At 37.7% G+C, this 22,122-nt stretch carries 19 protein-coding genes; 5 read left to right on the top strand and 14 right to left on the bottom strand.

Annotated elements, in window-relative coordinates:
• Positions 1-24 precede the first annotated feature (24 nt).
• The 6 genes from ACTJJF_RS14960 to ACTJJF_RS14935 form a co-directional block, all read right to left on the bottom strand.
• Positions 25-948: a PfkB family carbohydrate kinase gene (locus tag ACTJJF_RS14960; RefSeq protein ID WP_312298027.1), complete on the bottom strand. Its 924-nt coding sequence runs from the start codon at positions 946-948 to the stop codon at positions 25-27.
• Positions 949-976: 28 nt separating this feature from the next.
• Positions 977-1,534, bottom strand: coding sequence for a gliding motility lipoprotein GldD (gldD, locus tag ACTJJF_RS14955; RefSeq protein ID WP_440700150.1), 558 nt, complete (start codon positions 1,532-1,534; stop codon positions 977-979).
• Between the two features lie 44 nt (positions 1,535-1,578).
• Complete coding sequence (gene mutY, locus ACTJJF_RS14950) at positions 1,579-2,613, bottom strand: A/G-specific adenine glycosylase (protein ID WP_440700149.1); 1,035 nt, start codon at positions 2,611-2,613, stop codon at positions 1,579-1,581.
• A gap of 85 nt (positions 2,614-2,698) precedes the next feature.
• Positions 2,699-3,157 (bottom strand): hypothetical protein, encoded by a 459-nt coding sequence (locus ACTJJF_RS14945; RefSeq protein ID WP_440700148.1) that lies wholly within the window; start codon positions 3,155-3,157, stop codon positions 2,699-2,701.
• Between the two features lie 77 nt (positions 3,158-3,234).
• Complete coding sequence (locus ACTJJF_RS14940) at positions 3,235-4,596, bottom strand: DUF5458 family protein (RefSeq protein WP_312298034.1); 1,362 nt, start codon at positions 4,594-4,596, stop codon at positions 3,235-3,237.
• Between the two features lie 20 nt (positions 4,597-4,616).
• Positions 4,617-5,063 (bottom strand): type VI secretion system contractile sheath small subunit, encoded by a 447-nt coding sequence (locus tag ACTJJF_RS14935; RefSeq protein WP_312298036.1) that lies wholly within the window; start codon positions 5,061-5,063, stop codon positions 4,617-4,619.
• 349 nt (positions 5,064-5,412) lie between these two features.
• Between ACTJJF_RS14935 and ACTJJF_RS14930 the strand changes: the two genes are divergently transcribed.
• Positions 5,413-6,459 (top strand): hypothetical protein, encoded by a 1,047-nt coding sequence (locus ACTJJF_RS14930; protein ID WP_440700464.1) that lies wholly within the window; start codon positions 5,413-5,415, stop codon positions 6,457-6,459.
• A 63-nt stretch (positions 6,460-6,522) separates the two neighbouring features.
• Here ACTJJF_RS14930 and ACTJJF_RS14925 read toward each other — a convergent pair whose 3' ends face one another.
• The 3 genes from ACTJJF_RS14925 to ACTJJF_RS14915 form a co-directional block, all read right to left on the bottom strand.
• Entirely contained in the window at positions 6,523-8,619 is a 2,097-nt protein-coding gene (locus ACTJJF_RS14925) for a M13 family metallopeptidase (RefSeq protein WP_440700147.1), read from the bottom strand.
• Positions 8,620-8,965: 346 nt separating this feature from the next.
• Positions 8,966-11,023, bottom strand: coding sequence for a M13 family metallopeptidase (locus ACTJJF_RS14920; protein WP_440700146.1), 2,058 nt, complete (start codon positions 11,021-11,023; stop codon positions 8,966-8,968).
• A 172-nt stretch (positions 11,024-11,195) separates the two neighbouring features.
• Positions 11,196-12,446 (bottom strand): CinA family nicotinamide mononucleotide deamidase-related protein, encoded by a 1,251-nt coding sequence (locus ACTJJF_RS14915; protein WP_440700145.1) that lies wholly within the window; start codon positions 12,444-12,446, stop codon positions 11,196-11,198.
• A gap of 115 nt (positions 12,447-12,561) precedes the next feature.
• Here ACTJJF_RS14915 and ACTJJF_RS14910 point away from each other — a divergent pair, with 115 nt between their 5' ends.
• Positions 12,562-13,035, top strand: coding sequence for a DUF7832 domain-containing protein (locus ACTJJF_RS14910; protein ID WP_440700144.1), 474 nt, complete (start codon positions 12,562-12,564; stop codon positions 13,033-13,035).
• A 76-nt stretch (positions 13,036-13,111) separates the two neighbouring features.
• Here the strand turns inward: ACTJJF_RS14910 and ACTJJF_RS14905 are convergent, their stop codons facing one another.
• The 4 genes from ACTJJF_RS14905 to ACTJJF_RS14890 form a co-directional block, all read right to left on the bottom strand.
• A complete protein-coding gene (locus tag ACTJJF_RS14905) occupies positions 13,112-13,654 on the bottom strand; it encodes a lipocalin family protein (RefSeq protein WP_312298044.1) in 543 nt (180 codons plus the stop codon).
• Between the two features lie 74 nt (positions 13,655-13,728).
• Positions 13,729-14,463, bottom strand: coding sequence for a LytR/AlgR family response regulator transcription factor (locus ACTJJF_RS14900; protein WP_440700143.1), 735 nt, complete (start codon positions 14,461-14,463; stop codon positions 13,729-13,731).
• Positions 14,464-14,621: 158 nt separating this feature from the next.
• Positions 14,622-15,347, bottom strand: coding sequence for a hypothetical protein (locus tag ACTJJF_RS14895; protein WP_440700142.1), 726 nt, complete (start codon positions 15,345-15,347; stop codon positions 14,622-14,624).
• Between the two features lie 11 nt (positions 15,348-15,358).
• Positions 15,359-17,110 carry a histidine kinase gene (locus ACTJJF_RS14890; RefSeq protein WP_440700141.1) on the bottom strand — a complete coding sequence of 584 codons (1,752 nt, stop codon included), beginning with the start codon at positions 17,108-17,110 and terminating at the stop codon, positions 15,359-15,361.
• A 1,137-nt stretch (positions 17,111-18,247) separates the two neighbouring features.
• Here ACTJJF_RS14890 and ACTJJF_RS14885 point away from each other — a divergent pair.
• The gene (locus tag ACTJJF_RS14885) at positions 18,248-18,922 is read left to right on the top strand and encodes an SIMPL domain-containing protein (protein ID WP_440700140.1); all 675 of its coding nucleotides are present in this window, start codon (positions 18,248-18,250) and stop codon (positions 18,920-18,922) included.
• Between the two features lie 245 nt (positions 18,923-19,167).
• Entirely contained in the window at positions 19,168-20,352 is a 1,185-nt protein-coding gene (locus tag ACTJJF_RS14880) for a VWA domain-containing protein (RefSeq protein ID WP_440700139.1), read from the top strand.
• Positions 20,353-20,420: 68 nt separating this feature from the next.
• Here ACTJJF_RS14880 and ACTJJF_RS14875 read toward each other — a convergent pair whose 3' ends face one another.
• Positions 20,421-21,626 carry an NAD(P)/FAD-dependent oxidoreductase gene (locus tag ACTJJF_RS14875; RefSeq protein WP_440700138.1) on the bottom strand — a complete coding sequence of 402 codons (1,206 nt, stop codon included), beginning with the start codon at positions 21,624-21,626 and terminating at the stop codon, positions 20,421-20,423.
• Between the two features lie 115 nt (positions 21,627-21,741).
• On the opposite strand from ACTJJF_RS14875, the gene ACTJJF_RS14870 reads away from it, so the two are divergent.
• Positions 21,742-22,122 carry an STAS/SEC14 domain-containing protein gene (locus tag ACTJJF_RS14870; protein ID WP_065396937.1) on the top strand — a complete coding sequence of 127 codons (381 nt, stop codon included), beginning with the start codon at positions 21,742-21,744 and terminating at the stop codon, positions 22,120-22,122.

Genomic DNA, 22,122 nt, shown 5'->3' with positions numbered 1-22,122 from the left:
TAAATATTTCTTAAAAAGACTTATTTACTGCAGCTCAACATCAAATGTCGTCAATTCTTTAAATTGTCTCAATCTGCTGAACATATCTGCTTCGTTTACTTCTTCTATTCTTTCTGTCCCGAATTTCTCTACAGTAAATGAAGCCATTGCAGATCCAACGATCAGGGCAGACTTCATCGTATCGAAATCAAATTTCCCTTTTTTAGCAAGATAAGCTGCAAAACCTCCTGCAAAAGTATCTCCGGCTCCTGTAGGATCGAAAACATCTTCCAGCGGAAGTGCCGGAATAGCAAATACTTTATTGTCATGGAAAAGAAGCGCTCCGTGCTCTCCTTTTTTGATGATCACGTATTCAGGTCCCATAGTGTGGATCTTTTTGGCAGCCTTCACTAAAGAGTACTCTCCTGAAAGCTGTCTTGCTTCTTCATCATTAATGGTAATCACGTCTGTCTTTGCAATCATATCCATCAGAATATCCAAAGCGCTGTCCATCCAGAAATTCATGGTATCAAGAATCACAAGCTTAGGGCGGTTGTTCATTTTTTCCAATACGGATAGCTGAACACCAGGGTGTAGGTTTCCAAGTAATAGGATTTCGGCATCCTGCATTGAATCCGGGATTTTAGGATCAAAATTTTCCAATACGTTTACTTCTGTAGCTAAAGTATCTCTTGTATTCAGATCATTGTGGTATCTGCCAGCCCAGAAGAATGTTTTTCCTTCTTTTACGATTTCAATTCCTTCGATGTTTATATCTCTGTCGGTAAACATATCAAGGTGTTCCTGTGGAAAGTCTCCTCCTACTACAGAAACAATACCGGATTTAACGCCTAAAATAGATGAAGTGATCCCGATATAAGTGGCTGCACCTCCTAAAATTTTGTCCGTTTTACCAAATGGTGTTTCAATTGCATCAAATGCAACACTTCCTACAACTAAAAGTTTCATATATTTTTCAATGTATATTAAAAGTAAATTATTTTTTCCACTCAAAAGAGTCCAGCAGATGTTTCATATCGTTTTTGATATAGTTTACTGCGGGAGCAAGAGAGTCCGGTTTCGGTCTCGTATTAAAGTATAGATAGGCAGTCACGAAATGTTTTGTGCTGTCTGTAATGTAAAATTGAAGATTGGAAGCAGTCTGTCCTTTCAGCTCATAGAAATTTCCATACACCTTCTTTTCAGGGTATGCAAAGGATTTTGTATCTATAGAACTGGCTTTGATGGTATGCTCATATACCATTTTTTCAGATTCCTTGATATGATCTGCAAAGTCATTCTGTATCGGGTAATATGTGACGAAAACTTTGGCCTTCATTTTAGGATAATTCAGATAAAACCAGCAGGGTTTCTTGGCTGGATCAATCGAAGCAAAATCCGAGTATTCAAAGGTATAGGCACAATTGTTTTCAAACTTTTGGTATTTCGGGGCCGGATATTCCAGACGCAGTTCGCCAAAAGGTTTCGGAACGGAGTCTTTTCCACATGAAATTAAAACCAGTGATACAAAAATAAAAATGACTTTTTTTATCATTTTGCAAAAGTACAAATTAGATTTCAGATTTCGGAAGACAAATTTCAGTCTTTCAGAGAGTTTTGAATGTAATTTTCCAGAGGCTTAGGAAAGGATTTTTCGTGGGAAGCTTCCACATCCGTAGTCAGGTATTGATTTTCAGTGATAAAATCGTTCCAGATCTTTTCTGAAGTTACCTCAACGTTAAAAATTTCAATGCTTAAATTCTTGTGCGTCAGCTTATGGGCAATTATTTTTGAACCAACGATAAAGCCCTCCATCTCTGAGGGAATCACTGTCGGGAATTCAAACAGTTTCTTCCATATGAAATCTTCTCCTCTCTGGCGAATCAAGAACTGCCCGTTTCTGTGAACAAAGTAATAGGTCATAGCAAGATCTTCTGCTTTTACCTTTTTTGTTTTCACAGGGTAATCAGAAATTTTTTGAGTTGCAAAAGCCAGACAATCTTCATTTACAGGGCATTCTCCGCAAAGTGGATTTTTAGGTTTACAGATTTCGGACCCGATATCCATCATCGCCTGGTTGAAATCTCCAACATTTTCAGGCATTACCAGTGCAGCCAGCTCAGAGAAATAGGTAAAAGCTTTTGAGTTTGAAATATCGAAATCATCAGCAAAAAGACGGCTCAGTACCCGGTAAAAATTACCATCAACAGCAGGCATTTTTCCATTGAAGCAGATACTGGAAACCGCAGCAGCAGTATACTTCCCTACTCCTTTAAGTTTTAGAATTTCTTCGTATTGGCTGGGAAATATCCCCTGATAGTCATCCATAATCTGCCGGGCAGCTTTATGAATATTGATTGCCCTGGAATAATAGCCTAGCCCTTTCCAATACAGCAAAACCTCATTCTCTTCGGCCTCTGCCAAAGTTTTTACATCCGGAAACCTTTCTATAAAGTTATTATAATGATTGAGCCCCTGGCTAATCCTCGTCTGCTGAAATACAATTTCGCAAATCCAGATTTTATACGGATCTTTTGTTTGTCTGAAAGGCAGATCTCTTGCATTATTCCTGTACCATTCCAAAAGCCGGTTTCCTACATGAAGAAATTCTAAGGCTGTTCTATTTTTTTCCAAAAACCAATCTTGTTTTAAATCATTGAAGAGATAATCTTCTCTTCATCCTGAACATTATTTTCAGTGCTGCAAAGATAGGTTTATTTTATTTTTTCTTTACATTGTATACCGGAGCAGCTTTTAACCACTGGTATTTAAGGTTCCTGTCTTTGGCTATAAAACGGTATCCTTCAAGCTTTTTCAGATAAACGTACATGGAATCCGTATTCTTTATCTTTAATTTGTATTGAGATAAAAACATCATCGGCATTTCTACTGCTGAATCTCTCACAGTTTTTAATACTTTTCCGGAGCTCACTTTATAAAGGAAGAATGATTTTCCACGGCCTTTTGAACTGTCTGCCAGCTTCACGCCTGAGCTTGCCAGTACAAGTTCACTGCCCTGAAAGCATTCATCTTCATTCATGATGTAAGCTTTTCCTTCCTGACGTTCGTCTGCAAAAAGATCATTTTCATAGGTTCCGGGACTCTGGTATTTTTTTTCGCAACTTACCAGAAATACCACGCATAAAGCTGTGAGCCCTATGATCTGTTTTTTATTCATATTCAATTTTATAGATATTGGTAGAAAAAAACCGATGTAAAAATTGCATCGGTTTTTGATATTTAAAATAAGGATTTTTATTCCTGTGCGTATTCTGCATCCCATTCGTTCCCGTCATCCCCTTTGTGTCCGTCAAGTTTGATAACGAAACTTTTTGTAGGGAAATAAGGAGTCATACGGATATCAAGCCATACTCTGTCTTTGTTTACTCTATCCTGCTCGAAACGAACGATCTTGAATTTCTCGATCAGTTTGTCCGGACCTTTGATATTGTCCAGGAAGGTTACAATCTGTCTTCTCAAATCGTCTTCGTTTTTAGCATTCCAGTTTTCGAAGGCTCTTCTGTTAAGGAAATCAAGTAATACTTTAGTAACATAGTCGAATACACGAACTACCGAATACGTCTGCAGACCGATGTTGTCTCCTGTAAATAATGTTTTCGCAGAGAAAGCCATAATTTTACCATATTCGTTCACCATTGGTACAAGACCCATTTTTTCCAACTGAGAGATTTCACTTTTCTTCAATTCGAATTTTACAGCGTCTACCTCGTTGATGTTACCGTGTTTTTTACCTGCTGCCACCTGCGACATCAGTGTTTTATGAATTTTTCCTGCCAATGAAGTGGAAGGCGGAAGCTCTACATTCTCTTCTTCACCTACTTCTTCAGCTTTTCCACGGCCTACGAGCCAGTTACACGTCATAATCACGTTACTTCTGTGAAGCTCACCTCCGGTAAGGTTTGCAGAGTGGAATAGGTCTACTACGTCATCCGGTTTATCCAGGTTGGCGAAGTCTGTAACCATCATTACTTTATTCTCGTTACAGATTTTTGCCCATTTCTCGATTACCTTATTGGATCCTAAATATCCTGGAATGGCCAGAATTGAGTAGTTGTCTCTAAGGTCAAGACGGTCATAGTAGTTTTTAAATTCTTCGGAAATAGCATCAATGAATAAAGGATTATCAAGATCAGAAACCTGATCAAGGCTTGCATTTACGATGCTTACGTTATCCACTTTATCCAGTTCTGTATTTTTGTAGAATTGGGCTACGGTTCTGTAGTTGGTTTCCAACATACGAACGGCGTCCAGTGTATTTTTTAAGTTTGTTTTTAGATTCTGATCAGCCTGTTGTGCTTTATTTTTGCACGTATCAGCCATTTTATCAGCAGATTCATTACCTTCCAAAAGGCTTACCCAAAGGTTGATCTTCTGAAGAAGCTCTTTTCTTTCTTCTGATTTATTGCCGTCATTAAGGAAAATTTCCTTTCTTGCTTTTCTTGTAGGGTTCATATTGGCGATACCGTCTACAACGGATTCAACAAAGCCAAAACCTCCCATTTTATTGAGCTCCGCAAGCGGGTTGCCTTTCGGCTGCCCTGAGTGTTGCTGTTGTCCCTGCTGCTGGCTTTCCTGCGCCTGTAATTTGCTATCCATGATTTAATGTAAGTCTTTAATTATTTTTCAAGTTCTTGTGCCACTTCTTTCAATACTTCTATGAACGCAGCTCTTGTCTGATCGTTCTCCAGCATATTGCGTAGAATTTTATTAGTTTTCAGCTGACGTACAATTTTATTGTACTGCTCCTGCTCCATGCTCAGCTGCTGCAGATAATCTGATTTCTGAGTAAGGCTTTTAGGAGTAAAGTCACCAAGATTTTGAAAACGGAATTCTTCTTCTACCATTCCACCATCTTCTGTTTCATGCTGTACCGATACAGAAGGCTGGAAATGTTTGAAAACATCTTCCACAGTTTTTAATCCTGTTACAATTTCAGGGGTATAAGATTCTTCTGTTGTAAGCTGGCTTACTATCAGTGATTTATTTTCCTGGATTTCCTGAATAGCTTCATTAGCGTCTACTTTTACCTCGTTTCCGCCAACACCATAATTAAACATTGCCATATTATTATTATTTTGAGATTTACTATTTTATTTTGGATCTGTTTTTTGAGTAATTTACAGACTAATCCAATAAACTACCAATCCAATGTTTAAATTTAAAAAAAAACTGTAACATACAAAATTTTGACAAGATTTTTCTTGACTTATTTAAATTCACCCATACTTATTTAACATAAAATCAAAATCTTACGATCTCACTAAGCTATGAAAAATAAATAAAATCAATCAAAAAAATTAAATTATTTTTTATCTGCCCCGGAATTATAGAAAGTGCTGACGAATGCTGAAGCTACAATTCTTCAGATGTTACAAAAAATATTCTTTATATTTAAGCAAAGCGAACCGTGTCATGAAAGATGTAAAAATAGCGTTTAGAAAGCCTATATTTCCCGTTTCGGAAGCATTAGGACAGTATCTGGAAAAGCATAACAGAACGACCAAGATTAAATTTCTGTATGAAGATTTGTTGAGATTCAGTGACAGTGTGAATATTCTGGATAAGGATGGCAAGGATACTTTATGGTTAGGGGTGTTATATCCTGAATATGAGTTTAAAGAAATAGAGGCTAATTTAAATAAAATCTATACGTTGCTTCATTCTGACGGTGATGAAGCAACTTTGCCTTACCTGAAAGTAGATACAATCGATTTCTGTACTTTCGGAAACTCTAAACCTTTCCGGATCCGGGTGAGAAATATTTTGAACGACAACTATACTAATTTTTATATAAAACAGGCAGACGCTTCCCGCATATACGGGCTGGAACTTGAAGACCTGCTTTCTCCCAACCGTATTAATTTTCTCATATACAAAAACACTTTAATAGAAGAACATATTCTGGGAATTCCCGGAGATGTTTTTATAAAGAAACATTTGCACAACTGCACAGAGCTGGAAAAAGCACAGATTTCCAAGGAGTTTGTAAAATTCAATGAGCGTTGTCTCATCGGGCTTCTTGGGGATATGAGGTCTTATAATTATGTGGTGATTCCTATACACGATTTTGACCAGGTTATCTACAGGATCCGGCCGATAGATTTTGACCAGCAGAGTTATGAAGGTAATCTGAAGGTCTATCTTCCTCAGTATTTTAAAGAAAACAACCTGATGGTGAATATGGTACTGGAAAAGCTGAAGCCCAATTCTATAGAACAATACCGGAAAGAGGTACGGTCACAGATTGTAAAAAGAGTGACCAGCAGCAAAAACAGATTTGACGAACTTATTTCTATTATGAAAAAGGAAGATATAGCTCCGGAAACCAATGTTACAGAACTGAAGACTGCTCTGCAGAAACTCACCTATGATGTCAACTTCAAATACTGTAAGACCATGGGTGATATTTTAGAAACCGGAATCAAGTTTGTCATCCGTAATTATAAGAAAGCCTATTAAAAAAAGAATCCGTCTCAAATCAATATGAGGCGGATCCTTTTTTCTAACAATCTTTTGGTAAAACTACCAAATTTTTATTCTGTCCTGAGGCGCTTTATACAATTTGTCTCCAGGTTTGATATCAAATGCTTTGATGAATGAGTCCTGATTCACCAATGGGCCAAATGCTCTGAACATTCCCGGAGAGTGCGGATCTGTTTTCACCTGATTAATCATATACTGATCCGTAGCTTTTGTTCTCCAAACGGTTGCCCAGCTCATAAAGAATCTCTGATCCTGAGTAAATCCGCTGATCTTACCCGGATTTCCTTTATCTTTAAGATATATCTGAAGGGCATCGTAAGCCACTGCTACCCCACCTAGGTCACCGATATTTTCACCACTTGTAAATTTACCGTTTACGAAACTTCCTTTTACCGGTTCATAAGCACTGTACTGAGCAGCAAGCTGTCCTACTTTTGCATCAAAGTTCTTACGGTCAGCGTCTGTCCACCAGTTATTAAGGTTTCCGTCCCCATCAAAACGGGAACCGCTGTCATCAAATCCGTGAGAAATTTCGTGACCGATAACGGCACCGATTCCTCCGAAGTTCACTGCTGCATCTGCTTTAGGATTGTAGAAAGGCGGCTGAAGAATTGCGGCCGGGAATACGATTTCGTTATTTGATCCGCTGTAGTACGCATTAACAGTTTGTGGAGACATTCCCCATTCTGTTTTGTCAACAGGTTTTCCTACTTTATCTAAACTTCTCTGATACTGCCAAGCTGCCACATTCTGAAGGTTTGAATATAATGTAGCTCCCTGTTTCGGAGATTCTACTTTCAATTGGGTATAGTCTTTCCACTTATCAGGATAAGCAATTTTCACTGTAAATTTGGATAATTTTTCCTGAGCTTTCACTTTGGTATCAGGAGACATCCAGTCTATATTGGCAATATGGGTTTTGAAAGATCTTAGAAGGTAATCGATATAGGTTTCCATCTGCTGTTTGGCTTCAGGAGTAAAATATTTATCTACATACAGCTTCCCGAAAGCCTCTCCCAGAACACCATTCACAAGAGTAAGCCCTCTTTTGTTCATAGGACGCTGTTCTTTCTGGCCCTGTAAATATTTAGCATAGAAATCAAATCTGATCTGCTCAAGATTATCATCCAGGTTACTGGCATTACCATTAATGATATGGTACTTCAGATAATCTTTTAATAAAGGGAGGTTTTTCTGCGTGATAAACTGATCCATATTCTGGTAATATTTCATTTCCCCAATGATCACTCTATCTGTATTTACCCCTGCATCTTTTAAATACTTTACAAGGTCAACATTTTTAACGATTCCGGATAACTCGGATACATTTTTAGGATTATATCTAAGATTGGCATCTCTGTTTTGCTCAAGGGTCAACAGATAATTGGCCATCTGTTTTTCAAAATCCACAACGTTCTGTGCAGCCTGAGCTGTGTTTTTATAGCCCAAAACTCCGAACAGCTTCCCTACATAGGTCTGATATTCTGCCAAAGTTTTTGTATTGGCCTCATTTACCTTCTGATAATAGTCTCTTCCCAACCCAAGATCAGGACCGCCCAGATAAACAGCATTCATTTTAGAATTCTTCATATCTGCGCCCACTCTCCAGCCATAGAAAGAGTTATCTCCCATTCTTGTTGCTTCCAGAAGATATTTCTGCAGATCATTAAGACTTTTAATGGCATCTACTTTTGCGAGATCAGCCTTGATAGGCGCCAAACCTTCTGCATTTCTTTTAGCAGTATCCATAAAAGAGGCATAAAGATTCTGGATCTTCTGCCCTTCTGATCCCGCCGGGTAGTTTTCGGTAAGAATTTTATTCAAAATATCCAATGAAGCATCATCTACATTTTCTCTCAATGCATTGAAAGATCCCCAATTGGCTTTATCAGAAGGAATCTGGGTAGTTTTTACCCAATTTCCGTTCACATAGCTAAAAAAGTCATCCTGTGGACGGACACTTGTATCCATATAAGATAAATTGATTCCCTCCTCTTTCACGTCTTCTTTCACCGGCTCTGCAACAGCTGCCGTAGCCTCAGTTTTTTTCTCTGTCCCTGCAGTCTTTGCCGCACCACACGAATTGAGAAATACAATCCCCGCAAGGGCAAGTATTCCAATATTTAGCTTTTTCATTAAAGATAATTTTTGATTTTACACAAACTTATCAAATATACGAACTTTAGTGATAATTGATGTGGGAAAAAAATGATTTTAGGTTTTGGCTAAAGCCAGATGGAGATTGGTCTATAGAGTAAGCGGGCTAAAGCCCGCTTCTATTGATATTACTTCACTGTTGACCACCCCATCAAATCTGAGATTTGACACCCCTCCAGAGGGAATAATCGTACTTCCTTACCGGTCGTGAGCAAACCGGCTGTCATCTGTTATCTTATATCTGCTATCTATTATCATTATCCCACAATCCCTGATATCTGCTACCTAAAAAACAAAAACCGCCCATTTCTGAGCGGCTGTATTATTACCAGATTTTGATTCTGTCTTCCGGAGCTTTGTATAATTTGTCTCCTTTTTTCACATCGAATGCTTTGTAGAAGGCATCAACATTGATCAACGGACCGAAACTTCTGAAATATCCAGGAGAGTGCGGATCTGTTTTCACCTGATTGATCATGTATTTTTCACTGGATAAAGTTCTCCAAACGGTTGCCCAGCTTAAGAAGAATCTCTGATCCTGAGTGAATCCGCTGATCTTTCCAGGGTTTCCTTTATCTTTTAAATACATCTGAAGCGCATCGTATGCAATGTTTACTCCTCCTAAGTCTGCAATATTTTCACCGTTTGTAAAGGTTCCGTTTACGAAAGTTCCTTTTACAGGCTCATATTTGTCATATTGAGCGGCAAGAGCTTTTGTTGCTTTTTCGAAGTTGGCTTTATCTTCCGGAGTCCACCAGTCAACAAGGTTACCTTCTGCGTCAAACTGAGCTCCGGAATCATCAAATCCGTGGCTCATTTCGTGACCGATTACTGCACCGATTCCACCAAAGTTTACGGCAGCATCAGCCTGTGGGTTGAAGAACGGCGGCTGAAGAATTGCTGCAGGGAATACGATTTCGTTATATACAGGATTGTAGTAAGCGTTTACAGTCTGCGGAGTCATTCCCCATTCTGTTTTATCTACCGGTTTACCGATTTTCGCTAAATCTTTATTGTACTGCCATTCACCAATGCTCTGAAGGTTGGAATATAATGTTCCTCCTTTTGCTTCAGGAGTAATGACCAATTTAGAGTAATCTTTCCATTTGTCAGGATACGCTACTTTTACTGTAAACTTATTCAGTTTCTTCATTGCTTTCTCCTTTGTTGTAGAAGACATCCATGTCAGGTTATTGATATGAACGGCGAAACTTTTCTTTAGGTAATCGATCAGCTCTACCATCTGAGCTTTCGCTTCTGCAGGGAAGTATTTTTCAACATATAATTTACCGAAAGCTTCTCCCAGGTTTCTGTTGATCAGCTCAAAACCTCTCTTGTTCAATGCTCTCTGCTCCTGCTGACCTCTCAGGTATTTAGCGAAGAAGTTAAACTTCATATCACCCAGTTTTTCACTCAGGTAAGAAGCACTTCCGTTGATCATATGGAATTTCAGATAATCTTTGATTACCGGAAGGTTCTTGGCATTCACCAGCTGATCAAAGTTTTTATAATAACCTAATTCTCCAATGATTACACGGTCTGTATTTACTCCCACTTTTTTAAGGTAAGAAGGAAGATCTACTCCTTTTACCAAAGTTGAAAGCTCAGCCATTGTCTGAGGGTTATACTGAAGCGTGTTATCACGGCTTTGCTCGTTTGTAAGATAGGTTTTTGCAATGCTTTTTTCGTAGTCAACAATACCTTTTGCTGCTGCATCTGCATTTTGGTATCCTAATTCTTTTAGCATAGAAGCTACATATTTCTGATATTCAGCAATAGCTTCCGTATTTTTATCATTTACTTTCTGATAGTAATCTCTTCCTAAACCAAGGGCTGCTTCTCCTAAGTAAACCGCATTCATATTGGAATCTTTCAGGTCAGCATATACTCCCCATCCGTAGAAGCTATTTTCACCTTCTTTTGTTACGGAAGCAAGGTAAGTCTGAAGATCTGCCATATTTTTGATGGCATCAATTTTATTAAGATTCTCCTGGATCGGCTTGATTCCGTCAGCATTTCTCTTCTGCATATTCATATACGAAGCATACAGATCCTGGATTTTTTTTCCTTCGCTGCCTTCTGCAAATTTATCTTTCAAAAGAGAGTTCAGAATCGTCATGGAATTGTTATCCGTGTCTTCTCCAAGCTTGTTGAAACTTCCCCAGGTAGGCTTATCGGATGGAATTTTAGCTGTTTTCATCCATGTTCCACTCACATAGTTATAAAAATCATCCTGTGGACGTACAGAAGTGTCCATCAAGCTAATGTCCAGACCTTTGTCTGTGTTGTTTACTGCTGTTTTAACAGCTTTAGCCTGTGCGCTCATTGTATTTTGAGTGCAGATCCCTGCTATTAGAAACAAAGAAAGCGTTAATTTTTTCATTATGATAACAATTTATACAATATGTATGATTTATTTATTATTTGTTACTTTTTTGTAAAATAAATTTAAACAAATACCTCAGAGTATGATAAGAATTTATAGTTCAGCAAGGTTCAAACCTGAGAATAACTGCAGGTATGAAAATGGCAAGGATGAAAATAATATCGGATTTCTAGCCATTTACAAGAACTCCTACCAGATCCTGAATCACCTTCTGAGAAACAAAATTCATAAAATCAATTCGTTCCAGATGCGGCATATATAATCTGGACGTTACTTCCTGGTCACCGATTCTTATAGTGTAGAAAACGGTTCCTACTTCTTTTCCGTCCTCTCCCTTTCCGGGGCCGGCAACTCCGGTAGTAGAAAGAGAAATATCGGTATCAAACAATTGCTGACATCCTTTTGCCATTTCCTGAGCAACCTGCTCACTGACTACGGTGAACTGATCTACGGTTTCTTTGGAAACATTCAGAATATTAATTTTCTTTTCTGTGGCATAAGCTACCATCCCGCCCAGAAAATACTTCGAACTTCCGGAAACTGATGTGATCATTTTTGCCAGTTCACCTCCGGTGCAGCTTTCTGCGGTGGAAATGGTCAGTTTTCTTTCGGTAAGTATTTCAGCCAGAATGGTCTCAATCTTATCTTCAGAAACGGCAATCACGTGATCTCCAAGTACCGGAAGCAGCTTCTGAATTTCTTCTTCGGTCTGTTGTTTCAGTTCATTTTCGTTATCTCCTGATGCTGTCAGCCTAAGCTTTACCCGGGTACCCACCGGAAGATAGGACAATGCTATATTTTCAGGAAGTGCCAGCTCCCAGTCTTCGATAATATCAGCAAGAATACTTTCAGGAATTCCGACTACGGAAACGATTCTTGTATGAATATAATTCAGGTTAAATTTTTCCTGTAAATAAGGAATGATCTGATCTTTGATCAGCGGTTTCACTTCATACGGAACTCCAGGGAGGCTGTAACTCAGCTTTCCGTTCAGTTCCATCATCATGCAGGGTGCTGTTCCGTAATGATTTTGGAAAACAATGGATTTTGTAGGAACGAAAGCCTGTTCTTTATTTCTTTCCAGAATATCTGCACGCCCTCTTCTTTCCATATATCCTTTGAGATGATTGAAGGTAACCTCATCCAGGGCAATTTCATCATTGAAGAATTCTGCCAGTGCTTTTTTGGTCTTATCGTCACGGGTAGGTCCCAGCCCACCGGTAGTGAGGACAAGATCTCCCAGCTCAAAAGCGGTATTCAATGTATTTTTAATGGTTTCAATTTCGTCTGAGATTGTGAAAATCTGTACAACTTTTATCCCGATATTTTTAAGCTCGGAGGCAATAAAGTTAGAATTGGTATCTACCGTGTTTCCTGAAAGGATTTCATCACCAATGGTAATCAGAACAGCTTTATCCATGTTTTGTTTTCGAAAAAAAATTCTGATACAAATGACGGAAAATTCCCCGTGCCCGGCAATATAAATTGATTTTTTCTATTTTTGACAGAATTTATTTAAAACTACTAGAAAAATTATGTCTAAATATGATGATGCTTCATGGCATTATGGCGGTGATTTCCCGGAAGGGCTTCCTCAGAAGAACGGAGCAACCCATACCGGAATGTTCCTGAACTGGTGTGTAAACCATGATCTGATCTCTGATGAACTGAAAGAAGATGGTGCAGAGGAAATTGAACGGCTGAAAAGAAGAGAAATAACCGGAGCAGAATTTGTGATGGACTGCTGTGACGGAAAGTTTTCCGAATATGATCTGAATGATCTTGGAAATAGTTTTGCGAAAGACTATTATGCTGACGATACTGAATTCGGGAACAGATACAGCTCATTTGCAGACGACTACGTTAATCTTTTTGATACCAAGGCAGAAGAAAATGATTATGAGTATGAAACCTTTTACCACATTGAAGATACTTACGAGAACTACGATCTCATGAAACAGGTCATTGATTATCGTTTTGAGGAGTGGAAGGAATATATTGCAGGATAAAGCGTAAAATACAAAGAAGTTAAGAACAATGTGTCAATTATTTATTAACAGCCATTCTTCTTAACTTCTTTTTTATTTATTGATTATGTTTTACCCAGATCAGCTCATTGGTATCATAACCGATATTTTTTGCTTTTGCCAGGAAACGCTGTCGGATGCTCTCCGGGATGCCGGTAGTACGTGACAGGATCCACAGATATTTTAAACTGCTTCCTGCAACCAGGGCATACTGATAGTCTTCATCAATATCAATCACGTTATAGCCTGCCCAGATGGGCTTGAAAAATGATACTTTCAGCCGGGCTTCGGTAGGGTCTTTTACAAATTGGGCTTCTCCTATAGATTCATTCCAGACTTTTTTTATGTAATCATAGCCTTTGTTCTTCACTTGGATGGTTCCATCCGGATTTTCTGTATATTCTGCGGTGACATTATCCATATTTTTCTCAAAACGATAATCAAAACGGGCAATTTCGTACCATCTTCCGAGATATTTTTTAGCATCAAAATTCTTTACTGCCGTAGCACCTTTGGGAATTCTTACGGAGCACGAGTTAAAAATAATCAGTCCTAATGCACCCAACGATATGGGAAGTATGATTTTATGAAGGGTTTTCATAGAGATATTTTTTTGTGTGGTTCTCATGAAAACGTCAAAAATAATGCCTACAGGCTGTTAAAGAACAATAAATTCTATGAAAAAACTTTCAGAAAATTATCTTTAAAGCTTCCTGAGACCTCAATTTCCGTATCATCAGACAGCATTACAGTTCCGCTTTTATGATAGGATTTCACAAAACCTGTATTGATGATATGGGAACGGTGTACTCTTACAAAGGGACTTTCCAAAAGATCGTCAAAATGTTTTAAAAATCTGCACACCATCTTCTTTGAGCCGTCGGTAAGGTAAACCTGGGTGAAATTTCCGTCTGCCTGCAGCCTGACAATATCTTCTGTTTTTACCACATCAAAGCCTTGTAAAGTAGGTAATATCAATTGCTGTTTTTCCGGTTTCAGCTTCAGGTTTTCCAGTAAAATTTTATTCCGGTTGAGCTCTTCTTTTTTCTCCAGACTTTCAGCTACTTTATTGACAGCCAGAATCAGTTCCTGAATATCAATAGGTTTTAAGATATAATAGCTTGCCGATTTGTTTAACGCCTGTAGTGAATACTGGGAAAATGCCGTAATGAAAATGGTTTCGTATGCCTGATCTTTAGTGGCCTCCAACACATCAAAAGCATTTCCAAAGGGCATTTCTACATCCAGAAATACCAGTTGCGGCTGCTTTTCAGTAATTAAAGGAACTGCTTCTCTGATATTTTCAGCTTCGCCAAGAATTTCCACCTGTGGGCAATATTTGGTGAGATAGCTTCTCAGAACTTCTCTTGCTATGATTTCATCGTCTACAATTACGGCTTTTATTTTCATTCGGTCAGGTGTTAGGTTGCAGATAATAGACTGCACGATGCAAATTAGGAATATTTACCCATTCATACAATCTAAAACCTATTCATGGAACAGCTCTATGCTTTAAGCAAAAGATATTCCGAAATAACATTGAGAATAAAAATTGAAACCCAACAGAATTACCGGTACTTCCCGTTTTTGAATTTTAATGTTCTATAGAATGTTTTTGAGGTTTCTGTATTGTTACATTCGCCTTTAACTTCTTTATTGATAGTTTTTACCGAAATGGTTTTAATTTTAAGATCTGTGAAATTATTGGTTTTGGAACGATCTATCATGATGTAGGAGTGATCGTCCTTAAACTCACCATTACAACGGGTATCCCATTCTCCGTGTGTTGAGTCCAGTTCATACTGGTCAAGGACTTTTTTAAGGGATTTTCCTTCGGGATAATACAACGAAATTGTTCCTGAGGCATAAGGATTGGGTCTGCTGCTGCCAACAAAGTCTGTTTTTACCCCAAATGCACGGATATTGTTACTGATATTGTATAATCCTGTATCAATACTCATGCTTCTTAGCATTACCGCATCGGAGGTCAGTTCTGCGGGATCAAAATACTGATTCTTTACGGTTCCTTTATGGTCTGTAATTACAATATAATTCCGGACGGTAAACATATAATTCTCTTCATCCTGCATTATGACAACCGGAATAACAGCAATATAGGAATCTTCTGCATTAGGCATTTTTTTCTCTATGCAAAGCTCTTCTTTGATCTTTGTCTTGTCCAGGTTTAAAGTTTTCAGGATTTCATTCAGTCTTATACTGTCAAATTCCTGTGCGTACAGAATTCCTGAGCATAAAGAGATAATCAGTGTCAGCAGTAATATATTTCTTTTCATTTGACTTTATTTTAAGCAAGATTGATCCTGATGGTCACCAAAACGCCTCCATTATTTTCCTTATCCTTTACGGAGCAGGTAATATCCTTTTTATACAGGTCATTCAATAACTGAACTCTTTCAAGCGTATTTTTCATTCCCCGTCCCTCTCTTGTTTTTTGATGTTGGGTTTTCTGCTTTTTGCTTTCTTCAATTCCTATCCCGTTGTCTTCAATGGTGATCGTAAGGTATTGGTCATTTTTTTCAAAGCCCAGCTTTAAAAACCCTTTTTCAGTTCTGTAGCGGAGGCCATGCCAGATCGCATTCTCCAGAAAAGGCTGTATAAGCATGCCGGGAACCTGCTGGCTTTGCAGATTCAGATTTTCATCAACCTCAATTTCATAATCAAACTTATCAGCAAAACGAGTTTTTTCCAGGGCAAGATAATTCTGAAGCAGATCAAGCTCTTGTTGGAAAGGGATAAAATCTTCGGTTGAGTTTTCCATGACTCCACGCATCAGCTTGGAGAATTTTGTCAGATACTGATTGGCTTCCAGTTCATTATTTGTGGAAATAAAATGGTTGACACTATTTAAGCTGTTAAAGATAAAATGCGGGTTCATTTCTCTCCGAAGTGACTGAAGAGCAATTTTTTTGTTTTTGGTCTGAACTTTTTTCAGGGTTCTGAAAATTATAAAGATCAGTCCCGTCAGAAGGATTAAAGCTGCAATCAAACTGTAATTAAAGACATTTTTTTTACGGATTAGCTCATCTTTGAGCTCTTTTTCTTTTTCAAGCTGGGAAATCCGCTGTTCGGTATCTTCCAGTATTTTATTGTCTACCAAGCTTCTGTCTTTAGATACGAGATCCGGAAGTTTTCCCAGAAAGTCTCTGTACAGCGCTACTGAAGCATCCGTATTCCCGGAGATCGCATAGAGACTGTCCAGCTTTTTCACACTTTTCTGTGCTTCCATGGTATGCCCTTTAGTCAAAGCAATTCCATAAGCATTTTTTAAAAGGCTGACTGCTTCTTCAGGATCATTTTTTTTGATATAGATATCTGCCAGTTCCTGGATCTGATTCACCTTTTCCTGTGAATTTTCTTTCACAAAATCTTCTTTCAGCACTTTCTTTTTGGCTTCAATTGCTTTATCAAAGTTTTTATTTTCCACATAAAGATCAGCCAACTTCTGATTGATGGCCAATGCCTGCTGTGGCGCTTCTCTTTTTGAGATTTTATAAGCATTATTAAGGTTTTCTTCCGCTCTGGAAACATCCTTTTGCTGTATATTGACTTCTGCAAGCTGACTATAGCTTTCTGCCAGATCTGCCTGCTCATTCTCTTTCTTGCTCAGGCTGATATTATTCTGAATAGCTTCGGCCCGCAGTTCGGGCGAAGGAGAAGAAAGTCTTGCAACATCATTGGCATTCACAGCCTTACTTTTTTCACTGTATCCCATCTGAGCAGCCATGCTGTAATTGCTGATTGCTGGGGTTATTTTATTTTGTTTCTCCTGAGATTGTGCCAGTTTTCTGATCGTAATTTCAAGATTTTTTTTATCATTCAGGTTCTGATAGATATTTTTTGCTTTGATGAGATATTCTTCGCTTTTGGCATAGTTTCCCTGGTTGTAATAATCATTGGCCATCCCCACATAGGTATCTGCAACGCCTTTATTATCATTTTTATCAACTGCTTTTTTCAGTTTTGCAGCGGAATTCAGAACTTTAGAAACCCGTGTAGTATCCTGTGCAACGAGGGAATTCCCTGATGCCAATATCATAATAAGTAATATTTTAAAAACTGATTTCACAGATTTCAGATGTTTAATGCAAAGTAAGTAAAACTTTATTGATCGTCTTCTATTCTTTACCAAGTGAAAGCCATATTTCACCAAGTTGGAAAAATTAGATTTTGAAGTGCTTATTAAAATTATTGTTTAAATACAAAAGCTTTTTAAATGTGTGGATTTATATATGCTTGCTTGTAAATGATTTTAACGCAACGCTCACAAAGATTTTTTATAAATATGAATAATATATGTTCGCAAAGGCGTTACACTCAGCAACGAGTCTGATACTAATAAGCTGTATAAAAGTATTTAGCTGAATATGCTTGTAAATGATTTTAACGCAACGCTCACAAAGATTTTTTATAAATATGAATAATATATGTTCGTAAAGGCGTTAACACTCAGCAATAAGTCCCGATACTAATCAGCAGTATTAAATACTTAGCTGAATAGAATGCCCTTGAGAACGGAAATATCCATCATCTTTTTCCTTATTCTTTACGGTCTTAGCGTTATAAAATTTTCAATTTTTCAGGTAAGGAGCTTCTCAATCATTATAACGCAACGTTCACAAAGATTTTTTATAAATATGAATAATATATGTTCGCAAAGGCGTTACACTCAGCAATGAATCCCGATACTAATCAGAGGTATTAAATTACTTAGCTGAATAGAATGCCCTTGCGAACGGAAATATCCATCATCTTTTTCCTATTTCTTTGCGGTCTTAGCGTTATAAAATTTTCCAATTTTTCAGGTAAGGAGCTTCCCAATCATTATAACGCAACGCTCACAAAGATTTTTTATAAATATGAATAATATATGTTCGCAAAGGCGTTACACTCAGCAATGAATCCCGATAATCAGAGGTATTAAATTACTTAGCTGAATAGAATGCCCTTGCGAACGGAAATATCCATCATCTTTTTCCTTATTCTTTGCGGTCTTAGCGTTATAAAATTTTCCAATTTTTAATCAATATTACAAATAGCAAGACTATCTGTCTTCATTTCAAAGATAAGTTCTACAACTCACCAAGTGAAAGCTCTGTTTCACCAAGTCTCCCCGTTTCCAGCTTCAGATCCTGGTAATTTTACATCAGAATTTAAAATTTAAAAACAGGAAATTATGAAATTGAAACATTTTTTATTAATCGGAATTTTAACATTAGGGAGCTTTATAAATGCTCAGGAAGTAAAGAAAAATGCCATTGAAGTAACAGGAGTGGCAGAAATGGAAATTGAACCGGATGAAATCATATTCAGCATCGGAATAAAAGCAGATAACAAAAATGATCTGGCTGACAATGAAAAGAAATTATTTGAAACACTGAAGAATGCCGGAGTGAAAAATGAGGACATCAAATTCAAATCCATGTACCAGAACATCTATTCCAAAACGACAAAATTCACTAAGAATTATCAGTTTAAAGCCAGTGCAAAAGCCAATATCGGTAAGATCTTTGAAGATCTGAATCAGAAATGGGTAAGCAGCCTGAACATTGCTGAGGTAAGGAACACCAAAATTGCAGATTTCAGAAAAACGGTAAAAATAAATGCTTTAAAAGCAGCTAAGGAAAAAGCAGATTATCTGTTAGAGAGCATGGGGAAAAAGACCGGAAATGCTATTGAAATTGTAGAAATAGAAGATTACACCAGCGATATGGTGCTTCCTGTAGCTTACAAAGGCAGAATGGCTAATGTACAGATTGAAGCGGCAGACGCTTCGGTAGATTATTCTTTTGACAATATTGAAAATATCAAACTGAAATACAGTATCAAAACAAGATACGAAATCCTTTAACAGATTTAAGAAGGCTGCTCCAAAGGCAGCTTTTTTGTTTTTTACCTCTTCAAACCACTGATCATCTGAACAGACTACTTTTAATCTTATTATCCACCAAGTGAAAACCTTATTCCACCAAGTCTCCCAAATTTCAGTCTTAAATACGGATAATTTTACTTCATCATTGATGAAAGGATTACAGAGAGTAATACCCGAAACAGTATTTCAATACTACAGCAGATAACCTATAAAAAAATAATAATATGACAACTTTAAAAATTTTAGCCGTTGCAGCAGCTTTTTTAAGCTCCGGAACAGTTCCCGGCACAGGCTGCTCGAAAAGTAATACGGAAAACAGAAGCCTATCTGTACAAAATGCTTCCGCAATTCCGGCCCATACAATATCAAAGGATAATAAAATCCAGGTAGCTCTTTTGCTTGATACTTCCAACAGTATGGATGGGCTGATTGACCAGGCAAAATCAAGACTCTGGAATATTGTCAACACTCTGACCACTTTAAAATATAACGGCCAGACGCCACAAGTTGAGATTGCCTTATATGAATATGGAAACGATGGCATCCGTGATGAGAATTACATCCGTCAGGTCACTCCTCTCACTCAGGATCTCGATCTGGTTTCTGAAAAATTATTTGCTTTAAGAACCAATGGCGGAAGTGAATATTGCGGTGCCGTGATTCGTGATGCATCAAATAATCTGAACTGGGACGGTAATGAGAAAAGTATGAAGCTGATTTATATCGCAGGGAATGAACCTTTCGATCAGGGAAGAATTAATTATAAAGATGTTATCTCCAAAGCAAAGAATAAAAATATCTATACCAATACTATTTTCTGCGGAAGCCGTGAGGAAGGTATCAGGGATTACTGGCAAAACGGTGCGGTAACAGGAGGTGGCAAATACTTCAATATCGACAGTGATAGAAAAGTGATCTATATTGAAACGCCTTACGATATAAGGATTTCCGAATGCAATGCCAAGCTGAATGATACTTACATTTACTACGGAAACCGTGGTTCTGAGTACAAAATGAAGCAGATTACGCAGGACAAAAATGCTGAGGTACAATCTGTTTCCAACCTTGTGGAAAGAACAGTTTCCAAATCAAAAAAGAATGCCTACAAAAATGAGCACTGGGATCTTGTTGACAGGGCTGAAAAAGATGCCGGATTTATTGCTTCCGTACAAGAAAGTGAGCTTCCTGCCGAGCTGAAAGGAAAAAGCAAAGAAGAAATAAAAAAAGCTGTAGCTGTAAAATCAGCAGAACGTGAAAAAATACAGAAAGAAATAGAGGAACTGTCTAAAAAACGTCAGACCTACATTGATGGTGAAATGAAAAAAAGAGGAACTGATGCTGATGACCTGGGAAAAGCCATTGAAAATTCTATACAGGAACTGGCTAAGAAAAACGGATACAGTTTGTGATAGTTGTAGAGCGGGCTTTGGCCCGCTCTACAATTTTAATTGATGTAGAAAACTTTATACTAGAAAACCTATCTTCCGAATTTAAAATACCGGGACAACAGGTGTTTTTTATTTTTCATAAATAAAGAAGCCATTTCCATTCCCGTTACAGAAAATGTTATTCCGTTGCCGCCAAATCCCAGAACAAAATAAGAGTTTCTGAACTTTTTATGTTCTCCGATATAAGGAAGGCCGTCCTTTGTTTCTCCAAACGTACCTGCCCATACAAAATCCGGATAAAAGTGATAATCAGGTTTGATTTTCTTTAAACCTTTTAAAATTTCTTTTTCTTTTTTATTCAGCAGAGCATCACGCTTTTCGGCATTATAGAAGTCTTCATCCCCACCTCCGATCAGGAGCCTGCCATCATCAGTAGTCCGCATATACAGGTAAGGATCGTCGGTATTCCAGACCAGAGTACTTGTTATATTTTTAAATTTATCCTTATCTATTTCAGATACCACAGCATAAGTACTTTTCAGGTTAACAAAGTTTTCTTTCAATAGATTTTTGCTTTCATAACCGATGCAGTAGATTATTTTTTTAGCCCTAATCCGGAAACCTGAGGTTGTGATGGCTGTGTTGAAACCTTTATGATATTCCACCTTTTCCAATTCAGTTTTATCAAATATCTTCAGCCCGTTCTTTATGTTATGTTTGCATAACTCGTGTGCAAATTGGAAGGCATCAATACTGGCTCCCTGTTTTGACAGGATTCCTCCATAGGTATTTTCGAATCCGAATTGTTCTAAGACCTGCTTACCTGAAAGCCATTTCACTTCAAATCCAAAACGTTTCCTGGCTTCATATTCTTTTTTAAGCCGTTCAACATCTTTCTTTTTAGAAGCAAAATACAGTGATTTTTTACGCTTGAATCCTGCATCGGATCTGATCTTTTTCGAGAGTTTTTCAATGATATCAATAGCATCACTACAAGCTTTATAACTGCTAACAGCCCCTTTCACTCCAATTTTTTCGGCCAATTCATAAAGAGGAACATCTATTTCATACTGCAGCATTGAAGTGGTAGCAGAAGTGCTTCCGTTACAGAGTTCCCGCTTATCAATCAGCATCGTTTGATATCCGTCTTCTACCATCTGGTGGGCAATGAGACTTCCTGTAATACCACCGCCTATGATGAGAACATCACATTCCTGATCAGATTTGAGAGAAGGATAGGAAGCGATTAATCCGTTTTTTAAAAGCCAGAAAGGTTCATTTGATTTCAGATCCATATTACTATTTTACCTTAAAAATAGTAATATTTAAATCTATTTTAACAATTTATTATCAATTTACGGTGTAGTTATTGTTGTGTCTTAAAAATCAAACCACCATAAAATATTTATTATGATAACAATTATTCCAGAAGCTCCGGAGAATGTTGCAGCTTTCAATGCAACCGGAGTTGTAACGAAAGAGGATTTTGAGAAACTGGTAATTCCGCGGGTAAAAGAGAAAGTGGACCAATTCGGTGAGCTGAATTACTTATTGTATTTGGATACCGATCTGGATAATTTTACCATGGGAGCCTGGCTTGAAGATCTATTGCTGGGATTAAAAAACCTTGCCAAATGGAATCGCACCGCTATCGTTACAGACAAAGAAGGGGTACAGAACTTTACAGATGTTTTCAGTGTTCTGATGCCCGGAGAATTTAAATCCTTTCCAAAGGAAAATTTATACAATGCACTTTACTGGTGTAAAAACGGTAATGAAGTTGAAGCTTAA

Origin of the sequence: Chryseobacterium sp. 22458, from assembly GCF_052044975.1 — a bacterium.
Taxonomy (GTDB): domain Bacteria; phylum Bacteroidota; class Bacteroidia; order Flavobacteriales; family Weeksellaceae; genus Chryseobacterium.
This window is presented reverse-complemented; position numbering and strand designations above follow the sequence as displayed.